Consider the following 15,556-nt stretch of genomic DNA (forward strand, 5'->3'; position numbering starts at 1 on the left):
GCCGGCGGCATCATCGTCCTTCTCCCTTTCATTCGATCAGCCGGCGCCCCGCCGCCGGACGGTCAGCCGATGTCGCTTGCCTCGCGTCCGCGCGTGAGCTGGGAGATGGTGACGGCCAGGATCAGCGCGCCGCCGTTGAATACGTTCGTCACCCAGAGCGGGATGCCGAGCATGGTCAGGCCGGTGATGCCGGTGGCGAGGAAATAGACGGCGACGACCGCACCCCAAGGGTTGAACCGCCCCGGCAGGATCGTGGTGGCGCCCAGGAACGCGGCCGCGAAGGCCGGCAGCAGGAAGTTGAGGCCGGAATAGGGATCGGCCGAGCCGAGCACCCCGGCATAGAGAACGCCCGCGGCGGCTGCGAGCACGCCGGACGTCACCAGTGCGCCGACGCGTACGCGATCGACTGCAATGCCGTTGAGCCGCGCCACCTCGCGCCCGCGGCCGACGAAAAGCAATCGCCGGCCGAGCGGGGTGAAGTCGAAGACGTAGGACATCAGGATTGCCGCCACGATGGCGTAGTAGAACGCATAGGGCACGCCAAGGAAGCGGCCGCCCACCACCGCCATCACCAGCCCGTTGTCGATGCCGCCGATGGTCGAGGAATTCGTCATCCACTGCACGATGCCGGTCATCAGCGAGGTCGTGCCCAGCGTGACCACCAGCGAGGGGATGCGCACGTAGATGATGAAGAACGCGTTCACCAGGCCGACGATCACGCCGGCGCCCAGTGCCAGCGCGATCACCAGCAGGATCGGCAGGCCGGCCCAGACGTTGAGCACGCCGATGATGCAGGAGGACAGCGTCAGCGTCGCGCCGACCGACAGGTCGTAGTCGCCGGCCGTCAGCGGCACGATGATCGCCAGCGCCAGCAGCGCGGCCGGAGCATAGGACGCGAACAGGATCGCGAAGTTGCCCCAATTGAGGAACGAGTTCGGCATGGCGGCGCCGAAGCCGGCGATCAGCAGGAACCATACCGCGATGAGCGCCACCCGCTCGAACAGCCGCGCATAGTTGACGCGGACGCCGCCAGCCGGGGCAGGGGCCTGGGTAATGTCGGTCATGGCTGTGTTCCGTTGGCTGGCGAAGCGCGCTCGAGCGAGGCGTAGCAGGCCTCCGCGATGCTATCCTTCGAAATCTGGGCGCCCACGAGTTCCTCGCAGATGGCGCCGCGCGCGAAGACAAGAACGCGGTCGCAGATGTCGGCAAGCTGTTCGGCGTCGGAACTGGCGCAGAGGACCGACATGCCTTGTGCCGCGGCCGCCCGCAGCGCCGTGAAGATCTGCTGACGCGTCCCGACGTCGACGCCCTGCGTCGGCTCGTCGAGCAGCAGCAGCCGCGGCTTGCGGTTCATCCAGCGCGCGACAAGCACCTTCTGCGCGTTTCCGCCCGAAAGCGCGGAGAGCTTCAGCAGCGGATCGTTCGGCCGCACCTCGAATGTTTCGCCGAGTTGCCACGCCTCGCGTTTCATGCGGCGGTGGTTCAGAAATCCGCGCGAGAAGAAGCGCTCGATATCGGGCAAGAACATGTTGTCGACGATCGGCAGCGTATCGACGCCACTCGCGCCCTGCCGATCACCAGGCAGCAGCGCAAGGCCGAGTTCTATCGCCTTGCGCGGGTTCAGGGAGGCGAGCGCCATCGCCGCGCCGCCTTCGAGCGAGAGCGTGCCGCCGGTGGTCGGCCGCGCACCGAAGGCCAGGTAGGGCAACTCCTCGTATCCGGAGCCTATGAGGCCGGTGAGACCGACGATCTCGCCCTCGCCGATGGTGACGCTCGACGGTTTCAACTTGGCGCTCGCCGCGCCTTCGAGCCGCATGCGCGGTTTACGTTCGACCACCTTCGCGGTGCGCAGCGGCACGGTACGTGCCAGCTTGCGTCCGACGATCATCTCCACGACCTGCTCGTGGGTGGCCTCGGGCGTGACCAGGCTTCCGGCGACGTCGCCGTCGCGCAGGACGGTGGCGCGGTCGGTGATCGTCATCACCTCGTCGATATCGTGCGAGATGAACACGACGCTCGATCCGTGACTTGCGATGCTGCGCATCAGCGTGAAGAGCTTTTCGACACCTTCGCGCGGCAGGAAAGGGGTCGGTTCGTCGAGAAGCACGAGGCCGGGCTTGCCCGATGCCTCGCGCGCCACGCGGATCTCCTCGAATGCCCGCACGATGGCGAGCAGGGCGCGGTCGACCGCCGACAGCCGGTCGATGCGCTGGTCCGGGTCGAAAGCCACGTCGAAGCGCGCCAGCGCTTCGCGCGCGGCGCGGCGTTCGGCCGACCAGTTGATGAAGCCGCGCCGGCCTGCCGTCAGGTCGGAGAGGCGCAGGTTCTCCAGCACGGTCAGGGATGGCACCAGACCGAGGTTCTGGTGCACGAAACTCATGCCGAGGCGGCGGAAGTCGCCCGGCTTCAGCGGCAGCGTCACCGCCTCGCCGTTGAACTCCATCACGCCGCCCGGATCGGGCGCGTGGAAGCCGGCAAGGATCTTGACCAGCGTCGACTTGCCGGAGCCGTTCTTGCCGAGGAGGCCATGAACCTCTCCGGGCGCCACCTCGAACGACACACCCTTGAGCGCGCGCGCACCGCCAAAGGTCTTGGCGATGCCGTCGAGACGCAGAACCGGCGGCGCAGGCCGCGCCGCCGGGCTGGTGGAACCGGCCATTTCCGGCCCTTTTTCGAAAGACAGGCTCACTACTGATCGAGACCCCACAGCTTGCGGAAGCCGGCCACATACGCATCGCCGTAGCCGGTGTCGAACTGGGCCGGCGTGCCGGCGTCGGATATGTTGTTCTTGTCGAAGATGTAGAACGGCACGTTCAGCGCGGTCGGGCCCTTGATGCCACATGCGTCCCGCAGGTGGCCGTCGACGGTGGCGTAGGCGATCCAGTCGAGGCTCTCGCCGATGTTCATGTCGACGACGCCCTGCGAAATGAAATCGAGCACGAACGGCGTGCCGTTGAAGGTAGCGACCTTGACCTGGCCGGCCTTGCCGGTGAGGCGCGTGGCCGGAACCACGAACTGCGACATCGAATCGTAGACCGGGATGATCACGTTGATGTCCGGGTTGGCCAGAAGCGCGGCCTGCACGGCCGGCTGGATCTTGGTTGCCCATTCAGTGACGCCGACATTGATCTCCTGCACGATCTTGCAGTCGGGGCAGTTGGCCGCGAGCATCTCGTCCATGCCGGCCGTGAGCGGTATCGTCGGCGGCACTTCGCGCGACACGATGGTCAGGATGTTGGCCTTGCCGTCGGTGTTGGCGATCGCCCAGTTGGCGAGGATCTTGCCGACCTCGTTGAAGCCGATGGTCAGCGATGAGGACACGTCCGGATGCTGATCGAAGGACGGGTCGTAGAAGTGCGACGTCATCACCTTCACGCCGGCGTCCTTGGCCGCCTTCACCTGCGGCGCGACAGTGCCGGGATCGATGCCCGAGATGAGATCGACGATGTCGAACTTGTCGCGGATCGCGAACTCGAAGCCTTGAACCCATTGGCTAGGCTGTCCCTGGTTCTCCCACTCGACGACCTGCAGGCCGAGTTCGCCGCCGACCTTCTTCATGCGGTCGATGATGCCCTTGAGGAACGGATTGGCGCTGGAATTCGGGATCGACAGCATCTTCTTCCCGGCCGCGCAGGCCTTTGCGTCGAAGGCCTCGCCCGGTGCGGTGAAGACAGGCTTGGCAAGGTAGGGCTCAAGGAATTTCTTGGCGTTGGCGACGCCTTCCGCCTCCTGCGCCAGTGCCGGAAATGCGAATGAGATGGCGGCAGCGAGCGCGATTGCGCCGGCCGCAGCGGTCTTGTGAAGCATCAGGTTCTCCCATTTGTCGCGATAGCCGCCCCCCTCGGGCGGCGCATCGCCGTGAATACGCATGCAATCATGGTTCAGGTTCATGCAACAGTCAATTCGTCTCGACACTGGAAATTTGCCTGCCTTTGGAATAGTCGGGGAAAGAGCACGGCCATGAAGCCAGGTCGAGGACGCGATGACGAGAAGACAGACGCGCTTTACATCTTTCGACGTGGCTGCGCTTGCAGGCGTCTCGCAGTCGGCTGTATCGCGCGCATTCTCGCCCGGCTCGAGCATCGCGGAAGCGAAGCGCCAGCGGATCCTGGAAGCGGCGCGCAAGCTCAACTACGTCCCCAATTCCATCGCTTCGAGCCTGACCACCAAGCGCTCGAACATCGTTGCCGTGGTGCTCGGCAATCTCGCCAACCCGTTCTACGTCACTGTGCTCAGCACGCTCGTGCGACGCCTCCAGGCGGAGGGCCGCCAGGTGCTGACCTTCACCGTCGACAACGGCGCGGAGGCCGACCAGGCTCTGATGCGGGTCCTGCGCTACCAGGTGGACGGCGTCATCCTCACGGCCGCGCAACTGTCGACGCGCATGACGAGCATCTGCCACGAACGGGGGATCCCGATTGTCCTCTTCAACCGCTACATTCCGGGCTCCGACGCATCCGGCGTACGGTGCGACAATGTCGGCGGCGGGCGCATGATCGCCGAGGCCTTCCTCGCGGCCGGGGCAAAACGCTTTGCGCTTATCCTGGGCGATCCGCGCGGCACGACCAGCGCAGACCGTGCGCGCGGTTTCTCCGACCGGCTTGTGGAAGCCGGTATTGCGCGCAGCGAAATCCGCGTCGTCGAGGGGCACTCTTCCTACGAAGGTGCCTATGCGGCGGCGACGCGCACGTTTCAGCGGGACAGCCTGCCGGAGGCGATATTCTCGGTGAACGACATCATGGCGATGGCGGCGATGGACGTGCTGCGCCAGCGGCTTTCGCTGCGCGTTCCCGAAGACGTCATGGTGGCCGGCTTCGACGACATCCCCGACGCGAGGCGATGGCCCTACCGGCTGACGACCGTGCGCCAGCCGGTGGAGGAGATGGTCGAGGAAACGCTTTCCATCCTCCATCTGGACGACCCGGAAACGCCGATCGAGCCGGCGATCGACAAGGTCATCCCGGTAAGGCTGATCTGGCGCGATACGGTGCGCCAGCCGTCCAGTGCCTAGAGCGAGACAAGCCTGCGGGTCTAGTGTCCCGATTCCGAAATTCGCCGCATTTGATATCACGCTCAGAGCGAATTTCGGAATCTGAGGGACACTAGCAACTTATTGATTCTAGTGTCGTTTTGATTTCGAAGTTCGCCTGAGCGGCCGATATCAACAATGAAGCGAACTTCGAAATCACGACACTAGTCCTCCTGCAGCTTTCTCGTCTTGAGGATGCGCCGATCGCGCCACGCCTGCCGCTCCGGGATGCTGTCGACCGGGATGCGGGCGCTGATCTCGGCGTGGATCGCCTCGACCATTTCGTCCGTCCACTTGTAGTCGGTTCGGGCATCCTCGCCCATGCGCCGCATCATCGGCCCGAGCTGTTCGACGAAGGCGCGAAAGCCGCCCGCGGCGTTGAGATGCGCCACGGCGAACGGTCCAAGCGAGGCCCAGCGCAGCGCGAGGCCGTCGGTCATGACCCTGTCGATGTCGGACGCGCTGCAATATCCTTCGCCGACGAGATGCAGCGCCTCGGCGACGAGCGTGTACTGCAGCCGGTTGAGGATGAAGCCGTCGATCTCCTTGTTGAGAACGATCGGCCGCATGCCTGCCTCTTCGAAGAAGGTCTTGGCGGCGTCGATTTGCTCGCCGCTTGTCAGCCCGCTGCCGCAGATCTCGACCAGCGGGATATGCGAGGGCGGATTGACGGGATGTGCGACCATGGCGCGTTCCGGCGCCGGGATGTGCGTCAGGAACTCAGAGCCCCTCAGGGCGGACGTGGAAGAGCACAGCCGCGCAGTTGCGGGGGCATGAGCAGCGATCTCCGAAAAGACTTCGCGCTTGATGGCGACGTCCTCGCGGACGCTTTCCTGCATATGCGCGACACCGTCGACCGCTTCCGCGATCGAAGCGGCGGCACGTATGCGTCCTGCCACCGTCGCCGGGTCCTCGGCGAGCATCCCGGTCGCGTGCAATCCCTCCAACATGCGCGCGATCGTGGGCAACGCCCTGGCCGTTACCTCGTCGGCAACGCGGTCATGAAGCGCGACATCGAAACCCGCCCTGGCAAAGACCACGGCCCAGGCGCGCCCGACTAGTCCCGCACCGATGCAAGCTATCTTCGCCATATCAGACCGCCGCGTCGTCGCGTGCCCACTTCTTCTCGAATTCCCAGACGGCCGGGAACCCGATCAGTTCGTTGAACTCGCTGAAGTTGAAAAGCGGCACTTGCGGCGAATTGGACGTCCCTTGCTCCTTGAGGATCTTGAGAGCGTTCTCCGCGGCGTGAGCGGCCGCAAGACCGGTCGTGGCCGGGAAGATCGCCATGGCGTAGCCGATTTCGGCCAGGCGCTTTGCCGACAGGATGGGTGTCTTGCCGCCGTCGGCCATGTTCGCCAGCATCGGCCTGTTGATGCGCCGGCACGCGTCGTGCATCTCGTGCTCGCTCTCCAGCGCTTCCAGGAACACGATGTCGGCGCCGGCTTCGGCATAAGCCAGGCCGCGGCGCACGGCTTCCTCATAGCCTCCGGTCTGCCGCGAATCGGTGCGCGCGATGACAAGCATCTCCGGGCTGCGGCGGGCGTCGCAGGCGACCTTGACCTTCTCGACCATGTCCACGATCGGGGTGACGCGCTTGAAGGGCGTATGACCGCATTTCTTCGGAAAGACCTGGTCCTCGATCTGGATCGCCGCCACGCCGGCATCCTCATAGCCGCGCACGGTATGGTGGACATTGAGCAAGCCGCCGTAACCCGTGTCGGCATCGGCTATGACGCTGGCATTCGACGTCCGCGCAAGTGCTGCGGCGCGGTCGCGCATTTCGGTATAGGTGGCAATCCCGGCATCCGGGATGCCGTGGGCCGAGGCCGTCATCCAGTAGCCGGTAGCATAGACGAAGTCGAAGCCGACCTTGTTGGCGACGACTGCGGTGATCATGTCATGGATGCCGGGCGCCACGACGAAAGTGCCCGATTGCAGGGCGGCCCGGAGGTTCGGTTTGCTCATTTGCTGCTTGTCTTCCCTGCTTGAGCTCCACGGCAGCCGGTGCCGCGCTGTGGTTGTCGCCGGGGGGCACGGGATAAGATCATCGCCCGCGTCATCCCAGTTCTTCGATCGTGTCCGCGAAATAGGCGAGCTGGCCCTTCGAAAGGAACAACCACGGCCTGGCGCCGCGATGCCGGTTTTCGAACGCCGCGATCTCCGGTTCATCGTCGGCAAGGATCGATCCGATCTCGTCGAGACCGAGCAGCAGCGAGCGCTTGCGGTGGGGCTCGATGTCGAAGCCTATGCTGCGGCCGCTGGCGAGGACCACGCTTTGTGTCGGCAGGTCGACGGTGATCTCGCGCCCCGCCTGCGCCTCGCTCATGATCGCTGCATGTTCCTCGCCGCGCGCGACCACCGGCAGCGTGCCGTTCTTGAAGCAGTTGGCGTAGAAGATCTCGCCAAAGCTCTCGGCGATGACACAGCGGATGCCGAAGTCCGCCAGCGCCCACACGGCGTGCTCGCGGCTGGAGCCAGTACCGAAATTCGCCTGCGTGACGAGAATCCGCGCGCCAGTCCACGGCGGGATGTCCAGTACGAACGGCACGCCGTCCTTGCGGTGGCGGCGTTCGTGGAAGGCATGCTTGCCCAGTCCCTTGCGGTCGAGCAGGAGGAGAAAGCGGGCGGGAAAGATGATGTCGGTGTCGATGTCGGCTTCCGGCAGCGGCGCCGCCGCGCTGGTCAAACGGGTAAAGGATTCCATGCTGTCACCGCACCTCGCGGATGTCGGCCAGGTGGCCGGCGATTGCCGCTGCGGCGGCCATTTCGGGGCTCATCAGATGGGTTCGCCCGCCGATGCCCTGGCGCCCCTCGAAATTGCGGTTGGAGGTCGATGCGCAGCGCTCGCCCTCGGAGAGGCGGTCGTCGTTCATGGCGACACACATCGAGCAGCCGGCATCGCGCCACTCGAAACCCGCCTCGCGGAAGACGCGGTCGAGACCTTCTTCTTCCGCCTGGACACGCACCGTTGCCGAGCCGGGGACAACAATCGCCGTCACGCGGCCAGCGACCTTCCGGCCCCTCACGACCGCTGCGGCAAGACGCAGGTCTTCGATGCGGCCGTTGGTGCACGAGCCGATGAACACACGATCTATCGGGATCTGCGTGAGCGGCATTCCCGGCGTCAGACCCATATAGGCGATGCTGCGCTCCATTCGCGTGCGCCGGGCCGGATCGCTCTCGAGCGCTGGATCGGGGACACTCGCCGTCACCGGCAGCGTTTCCTGTGGCGTGGTGCCCCACGAAACGTGCGGCACCAGCGCCGAGACGTCGATGTCGACCTGGCGGTCGAACACGGCATCCGGATCGGACGGCAGCGAGCGCCACTCGGCGACAGCGCGCTCCCACATCTCGCCGGCCGGTGCCAGCGGCCGGCCCTTCACATAGGCGATGGTCGTCTCGTCCGGTGCGATCATGCCGACGCGGCTGCCCGCTTCGATCGACATGTTGCACAACGTCATGCGTGCTTCCTGCGAGAGGTAGCCGATCGTGGATCCCGCATATTCGATCGCATGGCCGTTGCCGCCCCCGGTGCCGATTTTCGCGATGAGCGCGAGGATCATGTCCTTGACGGTCACGCCGTCGGGCAGGGCGCCCTGCAGCAGGACGCGCATCCGCTTCTGCTTGCGCTGGCGCAGCGTCTGCGTCGCGAACACGCTTTCGCATTCGCTCGAGCCGATGCCGAAGGCGAGCGCGCCGAACGCGCCATGGGTGCAGGTGTGGCTGTCGCCGCAGACAAGCGTCGCTCCCGGCAGCGTGAAACCCAATTCGGGTCCGATGACGTGAACGATGCCGTGACGGCGATCCCTCATCGGGATGTAGGGGATCTCGTAGCGTGCCGAATTCTCGCGCAGCCTCTGCACCTGGCTGGCAGCCAGCCCCGGCGCCAGAGGCCGGCCCCGGTGCAGTGTCGGGACGGCATGGTCGGCGACCGAGATGTGCGCCTGGGGACGCCGCAGCCTGCGGCCGGAATCCTTCAGGCCCTCGAATGCCTGCGGGCTGGACACTTCCTGGACGAGATGGCGATCAATGTACAGCAGGCTCGTTCCGTCGTCGTATTCACGCACCACATGCGCGTCCCAGACCTTGTCGTAGAGCGTCCGGCCACCCATGCGCCGTTCCCTTCCTCGTTTCGGGGGAACATCCCCTTCTCCAGGCGGTCCCAAAAATCCTTGCGAAGCGCGCTGGACAGAAAATATGCTTCATTGCATACGCATTCAAGTTAAGTGTCGCAAGTCGGCTCGTGGCAGTGGACCACGTAAAATGGGAGGACGAGCATGAGATTGGGTGTTGATGTGGGCGGAACGTTCACCGATCTGCTGCTCCACGACGAGAAGACGCAGCGGACGTATCAGGCCAAGACACCGTCGACACCGGAGGACCAGTCGATCGGTGTCGCTGCCGGCGTCAAGCTGATCTGCGAAAAGGCCGGCATCAAGCCGGCGGACATTTCCCTGGTGCTGCATGGCACGACGGTCGCCACGAACGCGGTGCTCGAGGGCAAAGGCGCGCGTGTCGGCCTCCTCGTGACCGAAGGTTTCGAATATACGCTGCATCTTGCCAAGTCGTGGACGCCCGGCCCGCTGTTCGGCTGGATCGTCATGGACAAGCCAGATCCGCTCGCCTCGCTCGCCGATACCCGCGGCATGCCCGAGCGCATGAATGCGCGGGGCGAGATTGTCCGCGAGCTGGACGTGGCCCGCGCGACCGAACTCATCGACGACCTATGCGGCTCCGGCATCGAGGCGCTGACGATTTCGCTTCTGCATTCCTATGCAAATCCGGAACACGAACGACGTCTGCGCGACATCGTTGCAAAGCGTCACCCCGACATTCCGGTCTCGCTCTCTTCCGACATCCTGCCGGAGTTCCGCGAATACGACCGCGCCATCACCACGGTGATGAACGACTACGTCCGGCCGATCATGAAGCGCTATCTGTCGCGGATCGAGGAGCGCCTCGACAGGGAAGGGGTGTCGGCCAAGCTTCATATCGTGCGCTCGGACGGAGGTCTGATGAGTGCTGCCGCGGCGGCCGACCGGCCCGTCCATACGGTGCTGTCCGGCCCGGCGGGAGGGGTCACGTCGACGGTGATGGTGGCGCGCAGGACCGGCCTGAACAAGCTGCTTGCCTTCGACATGGGCGGCACCTCCACCGACGTCTCGGTCATCATCGATGGCGAACCGACGATCTCGCGTTCGACCGAAGTGGGTCTCTTCCCGGCGAAGGTTCCCACGCTCGACGTGCGTTCGGTCGGCGCCGGCGGCGGCTCGATCGCCGAGGTCTCGGAACTGACCAGGTCGCTGCGGGTGGGCCCACGCTCGGCCGGCGCGCGTCCCGGCCCCGTATCCTATGGCCGCGGCGGCACCGAACCGGCCGTCAGCGACGCCAATGTCGTGCTCGGCTACCTGCCGCCCGTGCTTCTCGGCGGCGATATGGCGCTCGACGTCGAGGGCGCCAGGAAGGCTGTCGGCAAGATCGGCGAGGCCATCGGCCTGTCGACCGAGGAGGCCGCACAGGGTATCCTCGACATCGCCAACGAGGTCATGCTCGGCGCGCTGCGCGTCATCACCGTGCAGCGCGGTCTCGACCCGCGCGAGTTCGGCATCGTCGCCTTCGGCGGCGCGGGTCCGCTCCACGCCAACGCCATGGCGCAATTGCTTGGCTGCTATCCGGTGGTCGTGCCCGCCAATCCGGGCGTCCTTTCCGCGCTCGGCTTCCTCGAGGCGGAGTTCAAGAACGAATTCGTGCAGACCTTCATCCGCTCGACCAGAGGGATCGACGCAGACCAGGTCTGGTCGCGCTTCCGCGACCTGCGCGCGAAGGCGCTCGAGTGGCTCGACGAGCAGGAGATCGCCGAAGCCGATCGCGGCATCGCCTACTCGCTCGACCTGCGCTACGAGCAACAGGGTTTCGAGGTGTCTGTCGACGTCGACGCCGATACGATCAAGAGCGGCGGCAAGCTGGAAGACGTGCTGGACAAGTTCCACGCTTTGCATGAGCGCCTCTACGGCGTGCGCTTCCATGTGCCGGTCGAACTGGTGGCGCTGCGTGTGGTCGCCACGGGCGCCACGCCGCCTGTCGACGAGCAGCACATCCGGGGCTCCGGGACGCCGGCCGATGCGCTGATCGAGACCGGCAAGGCCTATTTCGACGGCGGCTGGGTCGACACGCCGCACTACGATCGCGAAAAGCTGGGCGTCGGCCAGCGGCTGCAGGGGCCGGCCATCATCCGGCAGTACGATACGACCACCGTGCTTCTGCCGAACCACTATGCCGAGGTGGACACCCACGGCAATCTGATGATCTGGCCCGTCAAGAAGGGGAACTGAGACAATGGCTGAGAAAGTCGATCCCATCACCCTCGACATCATCGAGAATGCCCTGAAGAACGCGCGTTTCGAGATGGACGGCGTGGTCGTCCGCATCGCGCTCTCGCCGGTCATCCGCGAGCAGCACGACGAATTCCCCATGATCTGCAACGATCGCGGCCAGATGGTCGTGGGCCAGTTCGGCTCCTACATCCCGGCGATCGTCGAGCAGTTCAAGGGCGACATCAACGAAGGCGACATCTTCGTCTGGAACGACCCCTACGCCTGCAAGGGCTCGATCTCGCACAACAACGACTGGTGCGTGATGATGCCGATCTTCCAGGAGGGCATCCTCGTCGGCTTCTCGTCGATCTTCGGCCACATGGTCGATACCGGAGGCACCGTCCCCGGCTCCATGCCGGCCAATGCCCGCACCATCTGGGAAGAAGGCCTGCGCGTGCCCCCGGTGCGCATCTACGACAAGGGCGTGCTCAACAAGGGCGTGCTCGACATCATGCTCAACAATACACGCACGCCGGACATGAACCGGGCCGACCTGATGGCCCTGATCGCCGGCTGCCGCACTGCGGCGACGCGCGTTCGCGAACTCTGCGACCGCTTCGGTCGTGAGACCTATATGACCGCCTGCGACATGCTCCTCGACCGCACGCGCGAAGCGATGAAGGTGCTGATCGAGAAGTACATCCCCGTCGAGCCGGTCGAGTTCACCGACTATGTCGACGACGACGGTCTCGGCAACGGTCCGTTCAAGATGAAGCTGTCGATCTACAAGCGCGCCGACGGCGTCGCCGTGTTCGACTGGACGGGAACCGACGACCAGGCGGAGGGCCCGATCAACTTCCATATCCACGAAGGGCTCTGCAAGCTGTTCTTCGGCGTCTACATGATCATGGCGTTCGACCCCTCGGTGCTGTTCAACGAAGGTTTTTACGACTTGTTCGAGGTCGTTCTGCCGGAAGGGAGCCTGCTGAACCCGCGCTTCCCGGCAGCGCTGTCGAACCGCCTGAACACCCATACGCGCTTCTTCGACTGCCAGGCTGGCGCGCTCGGCCAGCGCGCTCCGCATCTGTCGATGGCGGCGGGCTATGGCACCAGCCCGCATTTCATCTTCACGGGTCACGACAAGGACAACAAGTACTTCCAACTCATGGAACTGCTGTTCGGCGGCGTTCCGGGACGCCCGCGCGGCGACGGCCTCGACGGCCATGCCTGGTGGCCGCTGTTTTCCGCGACGCCGATCGAATATATCGAGAACTACTATCCGGTTCTCGTCGAGGGCTATCGCCCGGTGAAGGATTCGGGCGGCGCCGGCCTGCATCGCGGCGGCGCCGGCATCGAGAAGATCTACCGCCTGCTCGAGCCCGGCAAGGTCTCGATCCATGACGACCGCGAAGTTGTCCCCCCTTGGGGCATCAATGGCGGCCTCTATGGCGGCACGTCCAGCAAGTGGCTCGTGCGGGCGGGATCGACGGAACGGGAGCGTATCCCTTCTAAGATCGACAACCTGCCCGTCGGCCCGGGCGACACGATCCACTTCATCACCGCCGGATCGGGCGGCTGGGGCGATCCGCTCGACCGTCCGGCCGAGTTCGTCGCCCGCGATATCGCCTACGATCTGGTGTCGCCGGAAAAGGCCGAATCCGACTATGGCGTCATCGTCGATGCTAACGGCAAAGTGGACCGGGCGGCGACCGACAAACTGCGCGCCAGCAAGCGCGCCGAACGCGGCGAGCCCGAGCCGTTCAATTTCGGCTATTTTCCGCAGGCGGCGGAGTAGGGGCGTCCGCCTTGGATCGCGGGCTTGCCGACCCTGCCGGCAAGCCCGGCCCGTCCGGTCCTGTATAAGATCGCAGATGTTCGAGACGCATGGAGAGCAGCGTGGCCATCCAATACCTGAAGAGCGGTAAGCCGGCTGCGGAGCGCGCGGAAGACGACACGAAGGTCCGCGCGACGGTTGAAGGGATCCTCAAAGATATTGAGACACGCGGCGACGCGGCGGTACGAGAACTGTCGCGGAAGTTCGACGGTTATGCGCCGGCCTCGTTCCGCCTGACCCCCTCCGAGATCGAGGCGGCGGTGAACAAGGTCTCGGCGCGCGACATGGCCGACATCGAGTTCGCCCAGGCGCAGATACGCCGCTTCGCGGAGGCGCAGCGGGCCTCCATGACCGATATCGAGGTCGAGACGCTGCCGGGCGTCATCCTCGGCCACAGAAATATCCCGGTCCAGTCCGTCGGCTGTTATGTGCCGGGCGGCAAGTTTCCGATGGTAGCGTCCGCCCACATGTCGGTGCTGACGGCGTCGGTCGCCGGCGTGCCGCGCATCGTCGCCTCGGCCCCGCCGGTCAAGGGCGAGCCGCATCCGGCGATCGTGGCAGCCATGCACAAGGGCGGTGCGCATGAAATCTATGTGCTCGGCGGCATTCAGGCCGTCGGCGCCTTGGCGCTCGGCACCGAGACCATCGAACCCGTGCACATGCTGGTCGGGCCGGGCAACGCCTTCGTTGCCGAGGCCAAGCGCCAGCTTTATGGCCGGGTCGGCATCGACCTGTTCGCCGGGCCGACCGAGACGATGGTGATCGCCGACGAAACGGTCGACGCCGAGATGTGCGCCACCGACCTGCTGGGACAGGCCGAGCACGGCTACAACTCGCCCGCCGTGCTGGTGACAAATTCCAGGAAGCTCGCCGAAGGCACGCTTGCCGAGATCGACCGGCTGCTGAAAATCCTGCCGACGGCCGAGACCGCCTCGAAAAGCTGGACCGACTATGGCGAGGTGATCCTGTGCGACAGTTATGAGGAGATGCTGGCGGTGGCCGACGACATCGCCTCCGAGCACGTGCAGGTGATGACAGACCGCGACGACTGGTTTCTGGACAACATGACGTCCTACGGCGCGCTGTTCCTCGGACCGCGCACCAACGTCGCCAATGGCGACAAGGTGATCGGCACCAACCACACGCTGCCGACGAAGAAGGCGGGGCGCTATACGGGCGGTCTGTGGGTCGGAAAATTCCTCAAGACCCACAGCTACCAGAAGGTGCTGACCGACCAAGCGGCGGCGGAGATCGGCGAGTACTGCTCGCGCCTGTGCCTGCTGGAAGGGTTCGTCGGCCATGCCGAGCAGGCCAATGTCCGCGTGCGCCGCTATGGCGGGCGCAACGTCGGTTACGGCGAGCCGGCGCTCCACCGCGACGACAGGGCATGACCATCGACTTGCCGAGCGCTCCTTCCTTCCGGCTCGACGGAAGGCGGGCGCTCGTCGCCGGCGCCTCTTCCGGCATTGGCCTTGCCTGCGCGAGCGCGCTGGCGGAAGCGGGGGCGGCCGTCACGATCGCGGCACGCCGCAAGGCGGAACTCGACGAGGTCGCTACCGCGATGCGCGCTCGCGGCTGGACCGCCGAGGCGCTTGCGCTCGACATTGCCGACGTGGAGGCAACCGAGGCGGCCATTGCCGCCGCTGCTCCCTTCGACGTTCTCGTCAACAGCGCCGGGATGGCGCGGCATGGGCCGGCGCTGGAGACGACGCTTGAGGATTTCGATGCCGTTGTCGCTGTCAACTTCCGGGCGGCCTATTTTCTCACGCGCTCGGTCGCAAGGAGGCTGATCGAGGCCGGCAGGCCGGGATCGCTCATCAACATCTCGTCGCAAATGGGCCATGTCGGCGGCATCGACCGCGCGGTCTATTGCGCCACCAAATTCGCCGTCGAAGGATTCACCAAGGCGATGGCGGTCGAGTGGGGCAGGGCGCGGATCCGCGTCAACACGATCTGTCCGACCTTCATCCGCACGCCCCTGACCGAGCAGACCTTCGACCGGCCCGAACGTGTCGCGTGGCTCGAGGAGAAGATCAAACTCGGCCGTACCGGCACGGTGGAGGATCTGATGGGCGCCGTGGTCTATCTCGCTTCGGATGCGTCGTCGCTGGTGACGGGCACCGCGCTGCTCGTCGACGGTGGCTGGACCGCTGACTAGCGGTTCAGATTGAAGCAATTTTAGCCGGGAACGTCAGGATTTGGCGCATGCAAAAGCGAGGCGCCGGTGGATTGCCCCTGCGGACGCCGCCTGCCGGATTGATCGACGGCCGCCGGCCTGGTGCCGGTGGGCAACGCAGGGCGACGGCAAAAACTTCGCCGGACAAGCAATCGGAACCGTACTTTCGGGAGGGCTGTTGGTGGTGGGGAGGGGGTTGC

At 65.3% G+C, this 15,556-nt stretch carries 12 protein-coding genes; 5 read left to right on the forward strand and 7 right to left on the reverse strand.

What is annotated here, in order from left to right:
* Positions 1-62: 62 nt before the first annotated feature.
* The 3 genes from RB623_RS26105 to RB623_RS26115 are packed head-to-tail and all read right to left on the reverse strand — an operon-like array spanning position 63 to position 3,807.
* Positions 63-1,064: an ABC transporter permease gene (locus RB623_RS26105; RefSeq protein WP_308060046.1), complete on the reverse strand. Its 1,002-nt coding sequence runs from the start codon at positions 1,062-1,064 to the stop codon at positions 63-65.
* Positions 1,061-2,659, reverse strand: a complete 1,599-nt coding sequence (locus RB623_RS26110; RefSeq protein ID WP_308060047.1) for a sugar ABC transporter ATP-binding protein — start codon at positions 2,657-2,659, stop codon at positions 1,061-1,063. Before RB623_RS26110 ends, RB623_RS26105 begins: the two co-directional genes overlap by 4 nt.
* 29 nt (positions 2,660-2,688) lie before the next feature.
* Positions 2,689-3,807, reverse strand: a complete 1,119-nt coding sequence (locus RB623_RS26115; protein WP_308060048.1) for a sugar ABC transporter substrate-binding protein — start codon at positions 3,805-3,807, stop codon at positions 2,689-2,691.
* A 175-nt stretch (positions 3,808-3,982) separates the two neighbouring features.
* Here RB623_RS26115 and RB623_RS26120 point away from each other — a divergent pair, with 175 nt between their 5' ends.
* Positions 3,983-5,011, forward strand: coding sequence for a LacI family DNA-binding transcriptional regulator (locus RB623_RS26120; protein WP_308060049.1), 1,029 nt, complete (start codon positions 3,983-3,985; stop codon positions 5,009-5,011).
* A 182-nt stretch (positions 5,012-5,193) separates the two neighbouring features.
* On the opposite strand, the gene RB623_RS26125 is transcribed toward RB623_RS26120, so the two are convergent.
* From RB623_RS26125 to leuC, 4 genes are all read right to left on the reverse strand, one after another.
* The gene (locus RB623_RS26125; protein WP_308060050.1) at positions 5,194-6,120 is read right to left on the reverse strand and encodes a 3-hydroxyacyl-CoA dehydrogenase NAD-binding domain-containing protein; all 927 of its coding nucleotides are present in this window, start codon (positions 6,118-6,120) and stop codon (positions 5,194-5,196) included.
* A gap of 1 nt (position 6,121) precedes the next feature.
* Entirely contained in the window at positions 6,122-6,997 is an 876-nt protein-coding gene (locus RB623_RS26130; RefSeq protein WP_308060051.1) for an isocitrate lyase/PEP mutase family protein, read from the reverse strand.
* Positions 6,998-7,088: 91 nt separating this feature from the next.
* Positions 7,089-7,736, reverse strand: coding sequence for a 3-isopropylmalate dehydratase small subunit (gene leuD / locus RB623_RS26135; RefSeq protein WP_308060052.1), 648 nt, complete (start codon positions 7,734-7,736; stop codon positions 7,089-7,091).
* Positions 7,737-7,740: 4 nt separating this feature from the next.
* Positions 7,741-9,144, reverse strand: coding sequence for a 3-isopropylmalate dehydratase large subunit (leuC, locus tag RB623_RS26140; RefSeq protein ID WP_308060053.1), 1,404 nt, complete (start codon positions 9,142-9,144; stop codon positions 7,741-7,743).
* Positions 9,145-9,309: 165 nt separating this feature from the next.
* On the opposite strand from leuC, the gene RB623_RS26145 reads away from it, so the two are divergent.
* From RB623_RS26145 to RB623_RS26160, 4 genes are all read left to right on the forward strand, one after another.
* A complete protein-coding gene (locus RB623_RS26145; protein WP_308060054.1) occupies positions 9,310-11,364 on the forward strand; it encodes a hydantoinase/oxoprolinase family protein in 2,055 nt (684 codons plus the stop codon).
* A gap of 4 nt (positions 11,365-11,368) precedes the next feature.
* Positions 11,369-13,141, forward strand: coding sequence for a hydantoinase B/oxoprolinase family protein (locus RB623_RS26150; RefSeq protein WP_308060055.1), 1,773 nt, complete (start codon positions 11,369-11,371; stop codon positions 13,139-13,141).
* A gap of 101 nt (positions 13,142-13,242) precedes the next feature.
* Positions 13,243-14,571 (forward strand): histidinol dehydrogenase, encoded by a 1,329-nt coding sequence (gene hisD / locus RB623_RS26155; RefSeq protein ID WP_308060056.1) that lies wholly within the window; start codon positions 13,243-13,245, stop codon positions 14,569-14,571.
* Positions 14,568-15,338: an SDR family oxidoreductase gene (locus tag RB623_RS26160; protein ID WP_308060057.1), complete on the forward strand. Its 771-nt coding sequence runs from the start codon at positions 14,568-14,570 to the stop codon at positions 15,336-15,338. The genes hisD and RB623_RS26160 overlap by 4 nt, the downstream gene beginning before the upstream one ends.
* Positions 15,339-15,556 lie beyond the last annotated feature (218 nt).

Source organism: Mesorhizobium sp. LHD-90 (genome assembly GCF_030929505.1).
Classification (GTDB): domain Bacteria; phylum Pseudomonadota; class Alphaproteobacteria; order Rhizobiales; family Rhizobiaceae; genus Kumtagia.